A 22030-nucleotide genomic window follows, 5' to 3' on the forward strand; every position below is an offset into this window, starting at 1 on the left:
GGTAATTACACCGTTTAGGTGGAATTTCGCCACCTATTTCTTGCCAGAACACTGGCATTAGAGAGTTAGATGGAAAAACGTCACTTAATTTTAGTGATTTCGTCCCCGGAAGGCTGTTAGAGACGTTATAGGTGGAGTTTTTCCAACTAATCAACGTAAAAGCTGAACTAAGACGGAATTAGGTGGCGAAAATCCAACCCAATTAAGATAACGCTCTTATTTCGAACGGTTTTTACCGGCCTGCTCCTTTGTTTAGCCTGAACCGGTAAGTATCAGACAGGCGGCATCGGGCCAGCCTTAACGCATATACATCAGGCCGACGGTTGCCGGTCCGCAGTGGCTGCCGATAACACAGCCGGCGTTAATTACGGCAATTTCTTTAACCTTGGTCTGCTTGCGCAGTTCCTGTTCCAGGAACGCTGCATCTTCTTCAGCCAGGGTATGTGCAATAATCAGCAGCTCCTGGTCGATCTCGTCCACGTTATCTAGCGCATTCTGCAGCATTTGCTCAACAGCCTTTTCCTTCTTGCCGCGGACTTTGCTGACGGGCACGATCGCGCCGTCGATTAAACGGAGGACCGGCCGGATCTTCAGCAGGCTGCCGATAAAATTCTGCATCCCAGAGCAGCGTCCGCCCATATATAAGTAATCAAGAGTATCAACGACAAATTCGGTTTCCACCCGGCTGCGGCACTGCTCCAGCATGGAGGCGATTTCCGCACTGCTGTGGCCTTTGGCGGCAGCACGGGCAGCCTTCATGACCAGCAGCGCAATCCCGCCGCACAGGGTCTCGGAGTCAACGACCCGGACTCGTCCTTCCGGAAATTCGCCTGCAGCAAGCAGGGCATTCTGGTATGTAGAGGATAGGGCAGACGACAGGCTGATGTAGACTACATCTCCGCCGCCGGAAACGACAGGCTCGAAGGCAGAAATAAAGTCAGCAGGGGACGGGGCAGCCGTCTTCGGTAAAGCTCCGTTAGCCGCTACCCGGCGGTAGACTTCCTCCGGTGTAATGTCTACGCCGTCTTTGTATGTACCGTCCTGAAATACTACGTACAGCGGAACGATGCCGATATCATACGTGTTCTTCCAGCCTTGCGGCAAATCGGAAGTGCTGTCTGAAAAAATCTTTACAATAGACATTAAATTCTCCTTCACCGAATCTGAATCTCGGATCACAGTTATAAGTTGCAGAAATACCATATAATCTGTCTATTATACCAAGCCTATGCCGAATCTCAAAATAAAAATCACAATTTAATAGAAAAAAGACCGTCCGCAAGAGACAGTCTTAACTGTTGTATACTTCACGCAGTATGGAAGAGTACTGCTTATTTTTTGACAACCGGAATCCAAACCTCACACACATAATCTTCCGCTGATGTATCACCGGGAGGGTACAGCTCAATCTCCGGCCCTCCGGCATGCTGGTAGCCTGTTCCCGGGAACCATTCCTGATAAATCCGCTGCCAGACCGCCTGCAGTGTACCCGGTAATGGCCCTTTGGAGGTAAATACCGCCCAGCTGGCAGCCGGAATGATACCATTCTCATAACCATGCGAATCCGCAGCTTCATCCGCCTGGACTCCGACCCAATAGGACAGCAGATCCTTTTCCATGTCCATGCTCATACAGATACCGAGCCACGCCTCCTCTGAAGCAAGCCCGATCAGCTCATCTGAGGTGCCGTCCTCATTGCATTCGTCCCAAAACTTAGGAATTCTGCGGAAGTTCTCTCCGTCCTTACAGGTAACCTGAATGGATTTGCCGATTACGTTAAAAGCAGGCTTATCTACGATTTTGTATTCCATTTCCTGATCTCCCTTCAATGATAGGTGGAAAGAGAGGCGGGGGAACGCTTTGAGCTGTACCCCTGGTTCACGCGCAGCCGAAGGTGTGAGACCGTGGGCCTTGCGGAACGCCTTGGCGAAGGCTTCCGGTGAGTCATAGCCGTATTTCAGCGCTACATCCAGCACCCTGACTCTGGAGCTTGCTAGCTCCTGGGCAGCCAGTGTAAGCCTGCGCTTGCGGATATAGTCTGCCACCGTAAAGCCGGTCAGCATACTGAACATCCGCTGAAAATGAAACGGAGATACGTGCGCGACTCCCGCCACATCCTCGATTCGCAGCGGTTCTGTCATCTTGCTCTCCATATAATCCATAGCTTCCTTCATCCGGATCAGCCATTCCAAGACTCTTTCATCTCCCTTTGAGTTCATCCTATCATTCTTTAAGGAACCAGTCCTGTTATTCTCTGCTCATTAATGACAGGTTTGCTTCAAAGTATACCCGATTACAGGCGCAGCTGTCAGTTCCCGAGACGGTACACTCTGGCTTCATAAGGACGCAGCGTTTCCCGCTCAGCGGCAGCCGGCTCGTCCGGGTAATTACTGATGATCGTTTCACGCACTGCGGCAAGCTCATCCGCAAGCTGAACGTTCTGCGGCACATCACTGAAATTGAGCAGCACCAGCCATTTATCGGCGTCCAGCGTCCGGGTGTAGGCATAAATATATTCATGATCCGGCAGCAGCAGCTCATATTCACCATAAGACATAATGAGATTCTCTTTGCGCAGGGCAATCAGCCTCTGATAGTAATAAAAGATGGAATCCGAATCCGCCAAAGCCTGCTCCGTATTGATATCCTTGTAATTTGGATTTACCTTCAGCCAGGGTGTGCCTTCCGTAAAGCCGGCGTTTGGTGAAGCATCCCACTGCATTGGAGTACGGGCATTGTCACGGCCTTTGGCATGGATCGCCTTCAAAATGGTGTCATGATCCCCTCCGCCTTCCGTAACCTTTTCCCGGTACATGTTCAGAATCTCGATATCCTTATAATCTTCAAGCACAGGGAACTTCACATTGGTCATGCCGATTTCCTCACCCTGATAGATATAAGGAGTGCCCTTCAGCGTATGCAGCAGGGTAGCGAGCATTTTGGCCGACTGCACACGGTATTCACCGTCATGACCAAAGCGCGACACCATCCGCGGCTGATCATGATTGTTCAGGTACAGGCTGTTCCAGCCCTGTTCAGCAAGTCCAACCTGCCATTTATGCAAAATATCGCGTAGCCCCTTCAGGCTCCAAGGTGTAACCTCCCATTTACCGCCGGGACCGGAATCGATGTCCATATGCTCGAACTGGAACACCATCTGCAGCTCCTTGCGGTCCTCTGCCGTATATAGAATCGCATCCTCAACACTGGCGCCTGGTGTTTCCCCGACCGTCATCACATCATATTTGGAGAGCACCTCACGGTTCATCTCCTGCAGATATTCATGGACCCGCGGGCCGTTCATATAATATTCTCCGCCGCCGGCAAGCCTGCCGGGCTCCACATCGTCGCGCTTGACTGAAGGCAAGCCTTCTACCTTGGAGATCATATTGATGACATCCATCCGCAGGCCGTCCACACCCTTGTCCAGCCAGAAGGTCATCATCTTGTAAAGTGCCTGCCGCAGCTTAGGGTTCTCCCAGTTGAGATCCGGCTGCTTACGGGAGAACAGATGCAGATAATATTCGCCGGTTTTTTCATCCAGCTCCCACGCCGGGCCGCTGAAGATTGAGCTCCAGTTGTTCGGCAGCTCACCATCCGGGCCGCCCGGACGCCAGATATAATAATCCCGGTACGGATTATCCTTGGAGGAGCGTGATTCGGCGAACCAGGCATGCTCATCGGAGGAGTGATTGATGACAAGGTCCATCATCAGCTTGATGCCGCGCTCATGCAGTCCGGCCAGCAGCTCTTCCCAGTCCTGCAGCGTGCCGAATTCATCCATAATGTCCTCGTAATCGCTAATGTCATACCCGTTGTCGTCATTAGGCGACTTATAGACGGGAGACAGCCAGACTACATCCACGCCGAGCTTCTTCAGATAATCCAGTCTTGATATGATTCCGCGCAGATCGCCGACGCCGTCTCCGTTACTGTCCTGATAGCTTCGGGGATAGATCTGGTAGACTACGGCTTCTTTCCAAAAGGCTCTGTTCATTTTAACGACTCCTTCTATATGCTTTATTGGTGTATCCGCACAAAAAGGCCCCGGTAACCTAAGCCCCGGGGCCGCCAAAAATTATGCCGTTACCGAGGAACCTTCAGCAGTGACGCTGCTAAGCCCGTTCACAGTATACTCTTTGCCATGAATTGTGAGTGCCGCCGGTACATCGGTCTCATTGGTAACAGTAACCTGAGCATCGGTAACAGTAACCTTGAGCCGTGAGCCGCGGAACATGATTTTGAACGAATACGAGGTCCAGTGGCCCGGATTGGACGGATTCAGGATCAGCCGGTCTGCCAGCACGCGCAATCCGCCGAAGCCGTGTACTACCGACATCCAGGTACCCGCCATACTGGTGGTGTGGCAGCCGTCTTCCGTATCATTGTTGTAATTGTCGAGATCCAGCCGCGAGGTACGCAGGTACATTTCATAGGCTTTTTCCTTGTAGCCGAGCTCGCACGCCAGAATGGCATGGATACAAGGAGACAGGGAGGACTCATGGACGGTGATCGGCTCGTAGAAGTCGAAATTCCGTTTTTTTGTATCCAGGTCATAACGGTCACCCAGGAAATACAGCCCCTGAAGGACATCCGCCTGCTTGATGTAGCAGGAGCGCAGGATGCGGTCCCAGGACCATTTCTGGTTGAGCGGCAGGTTCTCCGGAGCCACTTCCTTCACCGGAATAATCTCCTTGTCGAGGAAGCCGTCCTGCTGCAGGAAGATGCCTAGCTCCTCGTCAGACGGGTAATACATTTTGCCGATGATTTCATTCCACTTGGCAGTTTCGCTGCCCAGCAGCTCCAGCTTATCAGCCAGCTCTGCGTAGCGTGCAGCTTCGTTCTCCTGCAGATATTTCAGCGCTTCCAGCGTGTATTCCATTGTCCAGGAGGCAATCCGGTTGGTGTACCAGTTATTGTTGACATTGTTCTCATATTCGTTCGGTCCGGTAACGCCCAGCATGACATACTGATCCTTGCGCGGCACATAATGCACGCGTTCCTCCCAAAAGCGGGAAATTTCCACCAGTACTTCAAGCCCGTATTGGCCAAGATAAGCCTTGTCCCCGGTGTAGTTGACATAGTTGTAAATGGCATGGGCGATTGCACCGTTGCGGTGAATTTCTTCAAAGGTAATTTCCCACTCGTTGTGGCATTCCTCACCGTTCATGGTTACCATCGGGTAGAGTGCGCCTTTTTTGAAGCCGAGCTTGCGCGCGTTCTCTTTAGCCTTCTCCAGATGCTTGTAGCGGTAGATCAGCAGGTTGCGTGAAATGCTGGAATCCGCAGTACTCAGATAGAACGGCACGCAATACGCCTCGGTATCCCAGTAGGTGCTGCCGCCGTATTTTTCACCCGTAAAGCCCTTAGGCCCGATGTTCAGACGGTCATCCTCACCGGTATAGGTCTGATTCAGCTGGAAAATATTGAAGCGGATCGCCTGCTGCGCCGACACGTCTCCTTCAATAATAATGTCACTTTCCTTCCACTTGTCGCCCCATACAGCAGCCTGCTCATTCAGCAGGGTAACAAAACCGGCTTCGCGCGCACCCGACAAGGCGCTGTGGGCGGCTTCAACAAGCTGACCCAGGCCGTAATTGCGGGAGGTTACATTGGCGGCATACTTATAAATAACCACCTGGTCGCCGGACTGCACAGAAAGATTCACTTTGCTGGCTACATATTTTTCCTGTTCAAGCGCTTCGGCGCCACCGGTAAGCTTTTCACCGTTAACCATAATTTCAAAAGTGAAAGCCGAAGTCACATGGAAATCGAGCTTTTTCGTTTTGAGCGTCAGATAGCCGCCTTCCGTACCGCTCTGCTTCTCCACTTCATTCCAGAACTTCTCGTCATAGTTGGAATCCTTGTTCTTAATATCCCCATCGAGGTAAGGAGTAACGGTAAGCGTTCCGGCGAAGTTCAGCGGAGTAACCGCATAACGGATCGCGCCGATCTCATGACGGGCCATGCTGACGATGCGGATGCTCTCCACCTGCACCTGCTTGCCGTCTGCAAGCTCAGCAGTAAAGCTGCGGAACAGCGTGCCTTCCTTCATATTAAGTACACGGCGGAACTGGGTCACGGTGCTGGTTGCCAGATCAAGCGTTGTGCCGTCGATATCAATGTTGATGCCGATCCAGTTGGTGCTGTTCAGGACCTTGGCAAAATACTCCGGATAGCCGTTTTTCCACCAGCCGACCCGTGTTTTGTCCGGATAATAGACGCCTGCCATGTAGCTGCCCTGCAGGCTGTGGCCGCTGTACTGCTCTTCAAAGTTGGCTCTGCCGCCCATGTAGCCGTTCCCGATGCTGAAAACACTTTCGGAAATTTCCTGGGTATGCGGATCAAAGGATTCTTCAATGATGGACCATTCATCAATTTTGAGATATTGTTTCATTGTTTTTTGGCTCCTTTTAAATGAGGGATGAAATAAATGGAACTATTGGTTCGACATTACAGCCACGCGGGGAACCGCTCCGAATGTAAAAGGATGTTACGATCGCTGTTGTCCCCGGATGCTCGGCTCTGAGCTAAATAAACTGAACTGATGATTTTCATTTGGGGCTGGTCGCGACTACAGAGAATGTTTGGACTTCCGGCCGCTGTTGTCTTCAGATTTCCTGATTTAAACCGCTTCTGGCGGTAGAAATCTGAAGACAAGCTTATGCTTCCGTAGCGAGCTTTTCTACGAAAAGCTTTCAGGCGGACGCTAGCGCTCCTACAGTTCCAAACTTCTCCTCCGCCGCTTTTCCCTTTAAATTTAATTTTAAGTTCAATTTATAAACAAGTAAGCATCCGGGGACAAAGGCGAACGCTGGCGCTTCTTCACATTCCTTTTACCTTCTCCGCTAATCGCGTATCTTCAGATCTCTCACAGATAGTTCTTTTATAAGAGTAGTAGGGCAGAAACAGTTGCATATCACAATTACCGGTTAATATGGGTCAAACCGCTGTAAACCATTCTTCCAGCTTGGCTACGCTGACCTGGGCGAGGGAAGGGACGACAACATTCGCACCGGACAGGGTTTCCGGTGAACCGATGCCGATGCTGCGCATACCGGCGCGGGTTGCGGCAAGGATTCCGGCTTCGGCATCCTCGAATACAACGCATTGCTCAGGGGGAATGCCTACCGCCTGTGCGCCCAGCAGGAATACTTCAGGGTCCGGCTTGGCGGCGCTGGTGTGTGTCCCGTCGATAATGGCGTCGAAATAAGGAGTCAGACCGGTGTTGTTCAAGATGGTCATTGCATTTTTGCTGGCAGACCCCAAGGCAACCTTGATCCCGGCTTCGCGGCATTCCTGCAGGAAGGAGAGGGCACCCGGCAGAATCTCGGAGCTGTCCATTTTGGAGATGTATTCGACATAACGGCTGTTTTTCTGTTCAGCGTAGCGGGCTTTGTCCTCATCACTGAATGTAAGTCCGCCGATCTCCAGCAGAATGTCGAGCGATGCGGCCCGGCTTACACCCTTGAGCCGCTCGTTGTCCTGCTCGGTGAATATAAAGCCAAGGCTATCTGCCAATTCTCTCCAGGCGATAAAATGATATTTGGCTGTGTCCACGAGTACGCCGTCCAGATCGAACAGGCAGGCTTTGATTTCTGACATGTTGAACCTCCTAATAGTATGGTGAGCTGCGCTTCCTTGAATTTTTCGTTCAAACCCGGCTCGGAAGCAGAGGCTAAGTTTGGTGAACGAGCTATTTTATGTTCTTCGTACACAGCTTGCAGCGGAAACGCAGGTCAGACTTTGATAGCGCTTGCTTCCTTGTTTTTTTCTTATAGATCTAGCTTCGGAATGATGAGCTTATTTTTGTAGAGTTATCGCCGCATTATTAGCGCAAACGTTTGTACAATTTTCGAAAAAATAAATGAAGCAAGGGCTCTGCTTCATTTATTCCTGAATCATGGTCATTTCTTCCCTGGAGCATACATGGACGACTCTCTTACAATCAGACGGTGGGGAATAACGAACCGGTTCGTATATCCGGGATCATTGTCCGGCTTCTGAATAGTCTGGATAAGCACCTGGGAAGCCGTATATCCGAGATGATAAATACCGATATCTATACTGCTGATCGGCGGGCTGGATAATTCCGAGAGCGGGATATTGTTAAAGCTGACAATCGCCAGATCTTCGGGCACCTTATATTTCAGTTCATTCAGTCCGCGCAGCACTCCGAAAGAGACCATATCATCGACTGCAACCAGCGCCGTCGGGCGGTTCGGGAGATTCATAAAGAACGACATCGCCCGGTAGCCGCTGTCCTGCAGAAACTCACCCTCCACAATCCATTCCGCACGCATCTCAAGGCCGCTGTTCTGCATCGCTTTGCGGTATCCTTCGAGACGGTCGCGTGACACAATCAGGTTGGGAGGTCCGCTGACAAAGCCGATACGCTCATGACCCATGGATATCAGATGGTTTGTGGCGTCGAAGGCTGCCATAACATTATCGTTATCCACAGACAGTATATCCTCATAGCGGTCACTTCGTCCCACGAGGACAAAGGGATAGCCGCCGGATTCGAGAAAATCAATAACCGCATCATCTTTACGTGAGTACAGCAGAATAACGCCGTCAACACGGCGTCCCTTGAGCAGGCGGGAAACAGCTTCAAGCTCTTCCTTCTCGTTCGCACCGGAGCTGATCAGTACATCATAGCCGGAACGGCTTGACTGGGTGACGATTCCTCGGATCAATTCCATAAAGAACAGATTGGAGAAAAGCTCCTCAGCAGGCTTCGGCAGGATGATACAGATACTGTTGGTTGTTTTCGAAACCAGGCTCTTTGCCATCATGTTCGGAGTGTAGCCCATTTCCTCCATGATCACTTTAACTTTACGGGAAGTTTCTAGGCTGATTCTGGGATGGCCTGACAACACCCGGGATACCGTGGAGGGAGAAACTCCCGCTTTCTTAGCCACATCCTTAATGGTAACTGTCATAGAAACCTCCTTCATGGAACCGTTTGCTTTACACAGTAATATTAATCGAAGTGCTGATAATTGTAAATAGAGAAAGTCCCGTTACAGGCTGTTTTACGGCGTTTTTGGAATAATCTAAAGGATTTGTGTGTTATTTTTGCATGATTTTACAGCAGGATCAGATCATTATCCGAAAATAACGGTTTTGCAGAGAAATGGGGCTGCTGAGCCATAAAATCAGCGGAATCAGACTGTGCAAACGGTTTTTAACGAAATATCGTCTAAAATATTGGTGTTTTGCTTTGTGTTTTGTGCAATTTTGTGCAAACCTACAAGGGAATCAACATAAGTACGAAAGTGAAATAAAGTTTTGAAATTCATTAATGATTATTGACAACGCTTTAAAACTAGGATTAATATGGTAACCAGTACTTAAAAGCGCTTACAAGTGCGTTTTTTGTGCAGCAAAAGCCAGAAATCCGTTATTCTGCTTACTGCAGCTGCTTTTAATCATTATTGCAAACGTTTGCGCTAATTTTATGCCATTCTGCAGTGTTACTGCAGGTAACAAAAAGGAGGATTCAGGCTTACTCCGGTCTAAGCAGCCGAAACGAATGTATACCCGTTCACGGCATGGTGCAATCCCGCGCAGAGCGGAAACAATCTCATATTAGGGGGGCTTTTTGGAATGAAAATGGCTTCATGGAGCAAAAAGGCGTTTGCCATCAGTATGATTATCGTTCTGGTGTGCTCCTATTTCAGCTTTCCGGCATCTAATGTACAGGCGGCAACAACCAGGGCAGTTCTGGTAGGCTCGCTTCAGTCTGAGCTGTCTACGGAGACCAGCCAGACAGGCGACTGGAATCCGGATACTACGGTTACTGAAATGACTTATCTGGACAACGGCACTTATATGTTTACTGGAACACTGCCGGCGGGCACTTATGAATATAAGGTTGCGCTAAACGGCAAGTGGGATGAAAGCTACGGCTACAGCAGCTATACCAATCCTCAGGGCGTAGACAAAGACGGCAATATTGCTCTTACGCTGGCTGCTGAAGCTCAGGTGACTTTTTATTACAACGATATTACCAAAAAAATTGCCGATTCCACGTACTACACCCTGCACACAAAGGATAGGCTGCCTAGACTGACAGGCTCCCTGCAGACGGAACTGGGAGATGCGAACGATCATTCTGCAGCAGACGCCCGGACATTACTTGCAGATACTAATTTTGATAACGTTTACGAGACTACGGTGAATCTGCCTGCGGGCGATTATGTGTATCAGATCTTCGTGCCGGGAGCATCCGCAGCTGAGGATACAAGCTATCCTGCTGCAGAGCTTACGCTTGCGCTGCCGGCAGATCTTCCGGTTACCTTCCAGTTCAATGCTCAGACTCACGCGGTGAATGCCAAATTCACAGCACCGGTCGATCCGGGCACTGTAACGCCTGTTCCGGAAGGAAGCCTGCGGATTCACTACAACCGCACAGCCGGTGATTACGCTGATCAGGGTCTGTGGCTATGGGATGATGTAGCTGCAGGCTCGTCCGGCTGGCCGGGTGGCGCTACTGCTTTTCCTGAAGGGCAGCTGGATGCCTACGGGGCTTATGTGGATATTCCGCTAAAAGCCGGCGCCAAAAAAATCTCTTTCCTTATCGTTAACCGCGCAAACGAAGCTAAGGACGGCGGAGACAAAACGTTCCTGATCAACACTCCGCAAACGAACGAAATTTGGATCAAGCAGGGCAGTGATGAAGTGACGCCGTACGAACCGGTGACGCTGCCTGCCAATACAGTCCGGATTCATTATATCCGCGCGGATCATAAGCAAAGCGATTTCGGTTTATGGACCTGGGAGGATGTAGCCCAAGCTCCGTCCCAATGGCCAACTGATGCGGTTCGGTTCTCTGATGAGAATACAGACCGTTTCGGTGCTTATGTAGATCTTCCGCTAAAAGAAAATGCCAAGAAGCTGGGCTTCCTTGTCGTGAATCCGTCAAACGAAGCTAAAGACGGCGGAGACAAAGCGTTCAGCCTGCTGGACCGCTACAATCAGCTCTGGATCAAAGAGGGAGATAATACGGTCTATGTCTCGCCGTTTGGTGAGCAGCCTATAGGGCTTGTATCGGCTGAAGTGCTGTCAACGAGCAAGCTGCTGCTCGGATTCACCCTTACTGACGGACTGGATGCTGCAGCACTGAAGAGCGCGATCACTGTAACAGACAAGGACGGTGCTCCCGTCAGCATCTCTGCAGTGAAGATCACCGGAACGTCTTCGATCGAAGTGGATACCGAGGCTTTTGACCTGGAGAAGACACCGCTGAGTGTCACCTATTCAGGCAAAACAGTATCCGCGTCCAGCGGCTGGAGAATGCTCGATGAAATGTACAATTATACCGGGGATGATCTGGGAGCTACTTATCACGCCGCTGACCAATCAGCAACGCTGAAGCTGTGGGCGCCAGTAGCCAGCTCCGTTACAGTCAATGTGTACAGCAAAACGGATGCAACCAAGGCGGTCGGCCATGTTAGCCTTACACGGGGTGAGCAGGGGGTATGGTCCACAGTCCTTAAGCCGGCAGATATTACCGGAGTCAGCGGTGAGAAGGATGTCCGCGGCTACTATTATCAGTATCAGGTAACCAACAACGGGGTTACTAAGCCTGTGCTTGATCCTTACGCCAAATCAATGGCCGTATTTACTGTTGACTCTGCCGGTGCAGCCGGTCCGGACGGTGATACCGTCGGAAAAGCGGCAATCGTTGATCTGAGCCAGACGAATCCTGCGGAAGTTCATCCTGCAGATATTGAGGGCTATGAAAAACGTGAGGATGCCGTTATCTATGAAGTCCATATCCGAGACTTCACCTCAGATGTCTCCATTGAGAGCAGTCTGGGCGGCGAACGCTGGGGCTCTTATGACGCTTTTGCAACTAAGCTGGATTACATCAAGTCAATGGGGGTAACCCACATTCAGCTTCTCCCGGTAATGGCCTGGTATTACGGGGACGAAACGAAGATGAATGAGAGAGAACTGGACTATTCTGCGCAAAACAACGAGTATAACTGGGGTTACGACCCGCACAGCTATTTCTCTCCAGACGGCGCCTATTCGGAAAACCCGGCCGACCCTGAGGAGCGGATCAAAGAGCTGAAGGGCCTGATTGATGCGGTGCATGAAGCCGGAATGGGTGTCATTCTGGACGTCGTATATACGCATATGGCCAAAAAAGACTTCCTGGACGATATCGTTCCGAACTATTATGCGTTCCAGGATGCGAACGGCAATTTTATCGGCGGGTTCGGCAATAACCTGGCCACCAATCACAAAATGGCCGAGAAGCTGATGATTGATTCCGTCAAATACTGGTTCAGCGAGTACAAAATCGACGGCATGCGCTGGGATATGATGGGCGATGCCACACAGGATGCGGTGCAGGCGGCCTATGATGCGGCTCAGGCCATCAATCCGCAGGCGCTGTTTATCGGCGAAGGCTGGGTTACGTTCGGCGGCGCGGCTTCTGACCCGTCACTTGCCGGCCAGGGTGCCGACCAGCAGTGGATGGACAAAACAGACAGCGTCGGCGTCTTCTCTGATGAGTTCCGTAATGAGCTGAAATCAGGCTTCGGATCGGAAGGTGAGCCGAGATTTATTACAGGCGGAGCGCGCTCCATTGCGACCATCCTGAATAATATCAAAGCCCAGCCGTCCAACATTCCGGCGGATGATCCGGGCGATGTAGTGCCTTATATTGAGGCCCATGACAATCTGACCCTGCATGATGTCATTGCCCAGTCCATTAAGAAGGACCCTGCGATTCCGGCCAATGAGCTGGAAATCCAGCAGCGGATTCGTCTTGGCAATACGCTGGAGCTGACTTCACAGGGTACAGCCTTTATGCAGGCCGGCCAGGAATACGGCCGTACCAAGCAGTGGCTGGGTACAAATGTGCCTGAACAGAAGTATACCGAGATGAAGGATTTAAACGGCCAGTCCTTTGGCTATTTTATCCATGACTCGTATGATTCCTCAGATGCCGTTAATATGTTCGACTGGTCTAAGGTAACGGATGAAGTGAAGTATCCGGTGCAGAATACGACCAAGGATTATACAGCAGGTCTTATTCAGCTCAGAAAGTCCTCAGATGCCTTCCGCCTTGGTGACAAGAGTCTGGTGGACTCCAATGTTACGCTGATTCAGGCGCCGGAAATGAAGGCAACGGATCTCGTAATCGGCTACAAAAATAAAGCAACTGACGGCACAGGCATGTACTATGTGTTCGTCAATGCTGATGATGAAGCAAGAGTGCTCACGTTGTCAGATGATCTTACTAAAGGTACCGTGCTGGCTGACGATGATCAGGCAGGCGTGACAGCCATTCCGGCTGAAGAGCAGACCGGATTTACGCTCACCGGAACATCGATTCAGCTCCAGCCGCTTACTGCAGTGATTATCCGTATGGATGCAGCGGCAGCCGTGTTCACTACGGTAGAAGCGGACAGCGCAGCCTATTCATTGCAGGTAGGCACAAGTCATCAGACAGCTGCCTATGCAAAATATGACGATGGAAGCAAACGCAATATTACGAAAGCAGCAGTCTATACTTCCGATAAACCGGAAGTAGCCGGCGTATCCGCTCAGGGTGTTGTGACCGGACATAAAGCCGGAACAGCCCGTATTACTATTACTTACGGCGGCAAGTCAACGGTTGTAACGGTTAAAGTAGTCACTGAGACAGTGGACAACAAACGTTATGTTGAATTTACCTATGTGCGGGCAGACGAAGATTATACCGACTGGAATATCTGGGTCTGGAACACAGGCGCGAAGAATGACCAGATTGATTTCACCACCTTCAAGGAGGGGAAAGCCAGTGTTCTGATCGAAGTTGCCCAGAATGCCACAAGTGTAGGCTTTGTGCTGCGTAAGGGCACTGACTGGAATACAGGCAAGCAGGACTATCCGGATGACCGGGTCATTCCGCTGACGGCAGGCGAGAGCTATACAAAGGTTATTGTAACTAGCATGGTGAAGGAGCTGGATATCAAGCCGTTTATCAGCGGACCGGTGATGAAGGACGGAACAATCACCTTTATGTACCGTGATGACGCGCTGTTCCGCAGCGGCAACCAGCAGGAGATTGAGTCTGTCACTGTAAAAGTGAATGGTACCGAATACCTGATGGTCTATGATGCCCTAAACGAATGGTTCAGCTATCAGCTGACAGGTGTGGAAACAGGGACTTATAAGTACACCTTCCTGGTTACAAAAGACGGAGTTTCCGAAGAGCTGGCTGATCCGAAAAATACGGCCGGCGGCGAATCTTCAGTAACCTACCACAAACCTGAAGTTACCGTTACGGCAACAGCAGCACCACAGGCGGTTAACTCTAACGACAATGCAGTAGTTTCCATTACTGCCGCTTCCGATGAGGAGGTCTCCTATAAGGATGGTTATATGGATCTCACTGCGCTGGGCGGGCCGGCTAAGGTTCAGATTGATACCAGTCTGATGAAGCAGACGGTTGCCGTAAAGGATACAGTGGCGGCGGGGGTTAAATCCATTCCGGTTACACTTGTTGACGAATACGGCAATACGCATAAAGGCTCGGCTACACTCGAAGTCAAGGCCAGAACCTACAGCGGGGATAAGCTTGACTTTGACTGGGATGAGGCGCGGATTTATTTTGCGCTGACTGACCGATTCGCGGACGGAGACCCTTCCAACAATGTGAATGTGGACAAAAGCCATCTGGAAGCCTACCACGGCGGCGATTTCCAGGGCATGATTGATCATCTGGATTATCTTCAGGAGCTCGGCATTAACACGCTGTGGATTACGCCGGTTGTCGATAACATCGACTTTAACAAAGGCGCTGAATTCGGCGGCATACAGTACGGCTATCACGGCTACTGGGCCAAGGATTTCACTCAGCTCGATGAGCATCTGGGCGATATGGAAACCTTCAAGGAATTAATAGAGAAGGCGCATGACCGCGGCATTAAGATTATGGTCGATGTTGTTCTTAACCATACAGGCTATGGCCTGAAGGAGAGCGACAACGCTCCTGGAGTCACTGCTGAAGATAAAGCACGCTTCGAGGGCATGCTCCGCACAGACGGTGTATCCTCGGATACTGATTCGATCAAGGGTGAACTGGCAGGACTGCCGGACTTCAAAACAGAAGATCCTGCGGTGCGCCAGCAGATTATTGACTGGCAGACCGGCTGGCTTGATAATGCGCGGACGGAGCGCGGAGATACGATTGACTACTTCCGCGTGGATACCGTCAAGCATGTAGAGAGCACAACCTGGAAAGCATTCAAAAATGCACTGACTGCCATCGACCCTGAATTCAAGCTGGCCGGTGAATACTTCGGCGGAACCATCGACAGTGACGGCGGAAATCTGCAGTCCGGCCAGATGGACAGTCTGCTTGACTTCGGCTTCAAGGGTGCAGCGAAAAGCTTCACCGACGGCAAAATTACCGAAGTAGATGCTTATCTGCAGGACCGTGAGTCCAAGCTCGACAATACGAAGACTATGGCCCAGTTCCTCAGCAGCCATGACGAGAATGGCTTCCTCTCCGACTATGTGGGCGGGGATCAGGGCAAGCTGATGATCGCGGCAGCGCTGCAGATTACAGCGAAGGGCCAGCCGGTCATTTATTACGGTGAAGAGCTTGGCCGCTCCGGCAGCAATGCCGGTGATATGTCCAAAGGAGAGTATAGCGAGAACCGCAGCGATATGCCGTGGGATCAGCTGACAGCAGAGCAGGATCTGCATGACCACTATCAGAAGCTGCTTAATATCCGTGCTGAATTCTCCAAGGTGTACTCCAAGGGAACACGCATGACACTGGCTGGCTCCGATGAGCTTGGTTATCTGGCCTTTAACAAGCAATACGGAGATGATAACGTAGTAACCGTTATTAACACGAAGACAGAAGCTATAGCTCTAAGCCTGTCTGTCCCGTTTGCCGCTGGAGCGGCGGTCAAAGATGTATACAGCGGCAAGACATATACCGTATCGGCTGACCGGAAGGTGGAAGTTGAGCTTCCCGGCAGAGATAGCGGAGGGACGGTTATCCTGGCAGCAGTACCGGAAGTAACACCAACGCCTTCGCCGCTTCCCGGCTCGGGCTCTGGAGTAACGCCTGTGCCTGCACCGGCCGCCGGCACACAGGTCGTTAATGCAGACAGTCTGAAGAACGGCAAGGACGGCAAAGTGACCATTGAGGTTGCTGCGTCGGCCTCGACAGTCCTGCTGCCTGTTCAGGCCGGTACAGAGCTGGGTACGAATAATCTTGAGCTCCGGATGGGTGAGCTTAGTGTAACCGTGCCTAATGCGGTATTACTGGAGCTCCAGAAGTCTCTCGGTGCTGCAGATGCTGAAGGTGCACAGATCCGGTTCACTGCCGATCCGTTACCGGATAGTGCAGTCAGCTCAATGCTTAACGGGCTTAGTAACGGGTACACCCGAATAAGCGCAGCTTCTGAGATGTATGACTTCTCGCTGTCTGTCGTCAAAAAGGACGGTACAAGTGTCCCTGTTTCTTCATTCACAGTGCCGGTTGAGCTATCCTTTAAGCTAAGCGGGAACGTCGATAAAGACCTGACAGGCGTGTTCCATGTAAGTGATAACAATAATCTGGAATATGTCCGCGGCTCGGTTAGCGGAGAGTGGATTACAGCGAAGGTAACGCATTTCAGCAAATATGCTGCACTTGTGCTGAACAAATCCTTTGCGGATGTACCGGCTTCACACTGGGCTTCCCAGGCCATTAAAGCACTCAGTGCCAAACAGATTGTAACAGGCGTATCAGCGTCTGCCTTCAATCCGGGTACGGATGTTACCCGTGCAGAATTTACGGCATTGCTGATCCGGGCGCTTGGCATCGAAGCTGCAGGCCAGACGGCCTTCAGTGATGTGAAGGCGAATGCCTGGTATGCCCCTTATGTGGCGGCAGCTGTAAGCCAGGGCATTGTATCGGGCCGAAGCGCAGCGCAGTTTGCACCGGAGGCGGCGATTAGCCGTGAAGAAATGGCGGCAATGCTGATCCGGGCCCTTGAAGTGAAACAGGGCCAAAAGGTAAGCTTGAGCTCAGCTTCCGCAGGCTTTACGGATGTGGGCAGCATCAGCGCATGGGCAGCGGCGTACGTGAATGCAGCCGTGGAGCTTGGTCTGGTGCAGGGCAGAGACAACAACCGGTTTGCCCCTAAAGCCAACATGACCCGCGCAGAAAGCGCACAGGTTATTTACAAATTGCTGGCTGAGTAGAAGATTTAGCGTTAGACAACACAAGCAGCGATCCTCGTGATGAGGACCGCTGCTTTGTGTTGTTGTAGTTGTTAAGTTGTTGTAGTTGTTAAGTTGTTGTAGTTGTTAAGTTGTTGTAGTTGTTAAGTTGTTGTAGTTGTTAAGTTGTTGTAGTTGTTGAGTTGTTGTGTTTTGAAGCGGGTAATTAATTTCAGTGGCTGGACTGGTGAGCAATGCGATAACACGGTCTTTCACCATATGCTGTCACCGTATGCTTTTACTTTTACTTATGCTTTTACTTATGCTTATACTTATGCTTGAACGCATCCTTGCCCGCGCACCAAACAGCCCTCTTCAAATGTTGAAGAAGGCTGTTTGCCGTGTATTTGTTCGAGAAACCAAGGCTTTGTTAGAGCAAATGTAAGGGGTGCGTGTGCTGACAGTTGGCGCGGTTTGAAATAAGTGGATTTTCGCATCTTAATTCTTTAACAATTGCTTTGTATAAGATTTTAGGTGGAAAATCGCCACTTATTTTGCCCAAATTAGCTCCAAAGGTGGTTTTGGACAGAATTAGATGGCCTTTTCCACCTAATTATCGGTATTATTGGAAAATAATAAAATTAGGTGGCCGAAATCCAACTATAGATAGATTGAGCTTGAAAATTCAAGTTAAGGGCAAAGTGGCGGAGGAGAATTTTGGAACTGTAGAAGCGCTAGCGACAGCCTGAAAGCTTTTCGCCGAAAAGCCCGCTACAGAAGCATAGGCAGTCTGCAGATTTCCATCGCAAATTGCGGTTATAATCAAGAAATCTGCAGAAGGGCCGCTGCCGGAAGCTCAAACATTCTCTAAAGTCACGTTAAATCCCAGAACAACAAAATGAATAGTTCAGGCTACAAAACGGCCTTAATTACTGTATATCCATAAGCCGGCAGCTTCACGGACAGCATACCGCGTTCAGCACGCAGGGAATCACCGGTGAACAGGTTCTCCCAGCTGCGCTCCTCAACGTTCAGCCGGAAGGTCTGTGCGGTTTCCTCCGTATTCATCAGGACGATGATGATATCGTCACCCTGACTGCGTTCGTAAGCGAGCTTGCTGCCGCCGCGGCCGGCTTCCAGGAATCTGAAGGCACCGCTGCGCAGGGCCGGATGGCTGCTGCGGACTGCAATCAGCTTTTGATAGAAGCTGAACAGGTCACGGTCCTGCTTGGCAGGGTCCCATTCCATGCATTTCCGGCAGCCTGGATCATTGTCTCCGTCCATGCCGACCTCATCGCCGTAGTAAATACATGGTGTGCCCAGGAAGGTGAACTGGAATAGCGCAGCCAGCTTGAATTTTTTCTTGTCGCCGCCGGCCAGGGTTAAGAGGCGGGCAGTGTCGTGGCTGTCCAGCAGATTGAAGGCAACCTCGCTGGCCTGCAGCGGATAGCGTGACAGCTGCTTGCCGATCGCATTTGCGAAGGCTTCAGCATCAAGCGTACCGCTGATAAAGAAGTCGAGTACGGCGTCGGTGAACGGGTAATTCATTACGGCATCGAACTTGTCGCCTTCCAGCCAAGGTGCCGATTCATGCCAGATTTCACCGAGAATATAAGCCTCGGGATTGGCAGCCTTGACAACCTTGCGGAACTCGCGCCAGAAGCCGTGATCCACCTCGTTCGCCACATCCAGGCGCCAGCCGTCAATGCCGACCTCCTTGATCCAGTATTCTGCAACCTTCAGCAAGTATTCTTTTACTTCAGGATTCTCAGTATTGAGCTTAGGCATATGCGGTTCAAAAGAAAATGCATCATAGTTAGGGATGTTATCGACTACCTGTAGAGGGAACTCGCGGACGTGGAACCAGTCCTTATAGCGGGAGTTCTCCCCATGCTCCAGCACATCCACGAACGGGGCGAAGGTTCTGCCCGAGTGGTTAAACACAGCGTCCAGCAAGATGCGGATTCCGCGTTCGTGACAGGCGTTAACCAGCTTTTTGAGCGCCTCCACATCGCCGAAATGCGGATCCACCTGCATATAATCTTCGGTATCGTATTTATGATTGGTGGTGCCGGTAAAGATCGGCGTGAAATAGATTCCGTTAATACCAAGCTCCGTCAGATGATCGAGGTGATCCATCACGCCCTGCAGATCTCCGCCGAAGAAATTGTCAGGTGTCGGGGTTCCTCCCCAAGGCTGCACATTGTCAGGATTCAGGCTGGCATCACCGTTCGCAAAACGCTCCGGAAAAATCTGATAAAAGACAGTATCCTTAACCCAGGCAGGAGGAGTGAACACATCCCCTCGGTTAATGTAAGGAAATTCAAACAGCCGGTTCGGGTTGGCCGGGCGTTCCGTCTGAAAATCACTTTCTGTCATCCAGATGCGCTCATGCCCCTTCTGCAGCAGAAAACCGTATTTCAGGCGGCGGTACAGCGGAACGGATTCACACTCCCAGTAATCGAACATAGCGTCACTGGTGAACAGCTTCATCGGAATCAGCTCTTTGGTGGTATCCCATGCATATTTATCACCGGCCCAGGCGAATACTTCTGTTAAATCTCCTTTTTTGGCACGCAGCCGGAGATGGATGGTTTCATAATCATAGGCATAAGACCAGTTCAATCGCGGGCGGTGATATACAGCTTCAAGTAACATAATAATTCCTCCTAAAAGTTTTGTGAGCTGCGCTTCCTGAAATTCTTCGTACAAAACTGGCTTCGGAAGCATGTGCTTAAGTTTTGTGAGCTGCGCTTCCTGAAATTCTTCGTACAAAACTGGCTTCGGAAGCATTCGCTTAAGTTTTGTGAGCTGAGCATGATATGGATATGTAAGAGGTTGTAAGTGCCAGGGATGGCGCTGTGCCTGCATGGCACGCATTTTGCGCCGCAGCTGGCACAGGATCACCTGAATTCGCCCATAGCAAAAAGGCACAACTTCAGCATAAGCTTGCCCGAGGTTGTCCCTGATAAGTAACATTGCCTTTTAATTGTTGTAAGAACAAGGGCGCATGATCCAATGCCGCCGGCTGGGCCGGTGCTCATAATGGTTTGGATTATAGCATGGAATAAATGGCCGTACAATACTATTGTACAAACCATTGCACTATTTTTCACGAGCAGCAGCCTTATTCCGGACTCGAAAAAACAATTTCAGCCCGCCAATCCCCGGTTTTTATTGAAGATGAAACGTATTTTGGATATTCTGCATGAATTATTAGCTGTTATTAGCAGTAAATCAGAGTAATCATGTGAATTCAAGAGATATATTAGTATTAACACGTGTTAAAAACGATAAATAGGCGAATATACACTGTGCAAACGTTTTAACAATTAAGATTACTGTTGTATTATGAAATTATGAATGAAGCGCTTTCTAGAACTTGTTGAAGCGTATTCAGAAGTCTGGTTCACTGGCATACACATTTTTTTTGGAACTTCTGAAATCGTTTGCGCACGTTCTGCAGCATCATTAAGGCTACAAAAAGCGATTTACAAAATCGGGAGGGGTTAAAGTAATGAAGTTGAAAAAACTCATGGTCATCACCGCAGCAGTATCCATGGCAGCATCTATCACGGCATGCGGCTCCAACAACAACGGGGGAAATGCAGCAGCAACAAATGCTCCGGCGGACACAACGGCTACTAATGCACCAGCTACAAACAGCGGCGAGGCTGTAACCGGTGAGGTTGTTCCTGAAGAAGGCGCATCGCTGGTTGTCTGGGAAAGTAAAGAAGAGAGAGTATTTGCAGAAGAAATTGCTAAACAGTTCACTGAGAAATACAACGTTCCGGTCAAAATTGAAGAGATTCCGCCGCCGGATCAAGTTGGCAAGCTGACACAGGACGGACCTTCCGGACTGGCTGCAGACGTTATTCTGATTCCGCATGACAACCTTGGTAAAGCTGCAAGTGCGAGCCTGCTGCTGCCAAATGATATTTTTGCAGAGCAGACCAAAGCTGACAATACTGAAGCATCCATCGTAGGCTCCTCCTATGACGGTGAACTGTACGGCTATCCTAGAGCCGCCGAAACTTATGCCCTCTACTACAATAAGACACTGTTGCCTGAGGCACCGAAATCCTTTGATGACGTTCTGGCCTTCAGCAAGACATTCACTAACAAAAACGAGAACAAATACGGCATTATGTGGGAAGTCGGCAACATGTACTACGGCTACACCTTCATTGCTACTACCGGCGGTTACCTGTTCGGCAAAGACGGTACTGACAAGGATGATATCGGCCTGAACAACGAAGGTGCTATCGAAGGTCTGACTGCATTTGCTAAATTGAAAGAAGCATTGCCGATCAAGAGCGGTGATATCAGCGCTGACATCAAACGCAGCCTGTTCACTACCGGCGATGTAGCCATGGACATCACTGGTCCTTGGGAACTTGCAGCATATAAAGAAGCACTTGGTGACAACCTGGGTGTTGCTCCAGTTCCGACTATTAACGGCAAAACGGCTATTACCTTCTCCGGTATTAAAATTTTCGGGGTTAACGCTTATACGCAATATCCGAACGCAGCCAAGCTGTATGCCCACTTCGCTTCCAGCAAGGACTCTCAGCTGGCCCTGAACAAGCTGGTAGGTTCCATTCCTACTAACAATGAAGCACTGGCAGATCCGCAAATCACTGGTGACCCTTATGTATCCGCATTTGCTGAGCAGGCTAAGAGCTCACAGCCAATGCCTTCCATTCCTGAAATGGGTAATGTATGGGCTCCTGTAAATGCGGCGCTTCCGGAAATCTGGGATAACAACGCTGATCCAAAAACAGCAATGGACAAAGCAGTTGAACAGATTAAAGATCTTAACAACGGTGCCCAGTAACACCCTGAATTCGTAGCAGCGAAC

Annotated in this window: 10 protein-coding genes; 3 read left to right on the plus strand and 7 right to left on the minus strand. The window is 50.4% G+C overall.

Annotated elements, in window-relative coordinates:
- Positions 1–297 precede the first annotated feature (297 nt).
- From R70331_RS09345 to R70331_RS09370, 6 genes are all read right to left on the minus strand, one after another.
- Positions 298–1143, minus strand: coding sequence for a DegV family protein (locus tag R70331_RS09345; protein ID WP_042174825.1), 846 nt, complete (start codon positions 1141–1143; stop codon positions 298–300).
- Positions 1144–1331: 188 nt separating this feature from the next.
- Positions 1332–2192, minus strand: a complete 861-nt coding sequence (locus R70331_RS09350; protein ID WP_197071411.1) for an AraC family transcriptional regulator — start codon at positions 2190–2192, stop codon at positions 1332–1334.
- A gap of 116 nt (positions 2193–2308) precedes the next feature.
- Positions 2309–3997: a glycoside hydrolase family 13 protein gene (locus tag R70331_RS09355; RefSeq protein WP_042174828.1), complete on the minus strand. Its 1689-nt coding sequence runs from the start codon at positions 3995–3997 to the stop codon at positions 2309–2311.
- Between the two features lie 81 nt (positions 3998–4078).
- A complete protein-coding gene (locus tag R70331_RS09360; RefSeq protein ID WP_042174830.1) occupies positions 4079–6397 on the minus strand; it encodes a glycoside hydrolase family 65 protein in 2319 nt (772 codons plus the stop codon).
- A gap of 545 nt (positions 6398–6942) precedes the next feature.
- On the minus strand, positions 6943–7605 hold the full coding sequence (gene pgmB / locus R70331_RS09365) for a beta-phosphoglucomutase (RefSeq protein WP_042174832.1): 663 nt from the start codon (positions 7603–7605) through the stop codon (positions 6943–6945).
- Positions 7606–7907: 302 nt separating this feature from the next.
- The gene (locus R70331_RS09370) at positions 7908–8945 is read right to left on the minus strand and encodes a LacI family DNA-binding transcriptional regulator (protein ID WP_042174834.1); all 1038 of its coding nucleotides are present in this window, start codon (positions 8943–8945) and stop codon (positions 7908–7910) included.
- A 667-nt stretch (positions 8946–9612) separates the two neighbouring features.
- On the opposite strand from R70331_RS09370, the gene R70331_RS09375 reads away from it, so the two are divergent.
- Together R70331_RS09375 and R70331_RS31485 are read left to right on the plus strand one after the other, a co-directional pair.
- On the plus strand, positions 9613–17211 hold the full coding sequence (locus R70331_RS09375; protein ID WP_042174836.1) for a pullulanase: 7599 nt from the start codon (positions 9613–9615) through the stop codon (positions 17209–17211).
- A gap of 422 nt (positions 17212–17633) precedes the next feature.
- Positions 17634–17918, plus strand: coding sequence for a hypothetical protein (locus R70331_RS31485; protein ID WP_156131097.1), 285 nt, complete (start codon positions 17634–17636; stop codon positions 17916–17918).
- Between the two features lie 163 nt (positions 17919–18081).
- Here the strand turns inward: R70331_RS31485 and R70331_RS09380 are convergent, their stop codons facing one another.
- Positions 18082–19827: an alpha-glycosidase gene (locus R70331_RS09380; protein ID WP_042174838.1), complete on the minus strand. Its 1746-nt coding sequence runs from the start codon at positions 19825–19827 to the stop codon at positions 18082–18084.
- 859 nt (positions 19828–20686) lie between these two features.
- Between R70331_RS09380 and R70331_RS09390 the strand changes: the two genes are divergently transcribed.
- On the plus strand, positions 20687–22006 hold the full coding sequence (locus R70331_RS09390; protein WP_042174842.1) for a sugar ABC transporter substrate-binding protein: 1320 nt from the start codon (positions 20687–20689) through the stop codon (positions 22004–22006).
- The last annotated feature ends 24 nt before the right edge of the window (positions 22007–22030 follow it).

This window comes from Paenibacillus sp. FSL R7-0331 (assembly GCF_000758645.1).
Classification (GTDB): Bacteria; Bacillota; Bacilli; order Paenibacillales; family Paenibacillaceae; genus Paenibacillus_AQ; species Paenibacillus_AQ camerounensis.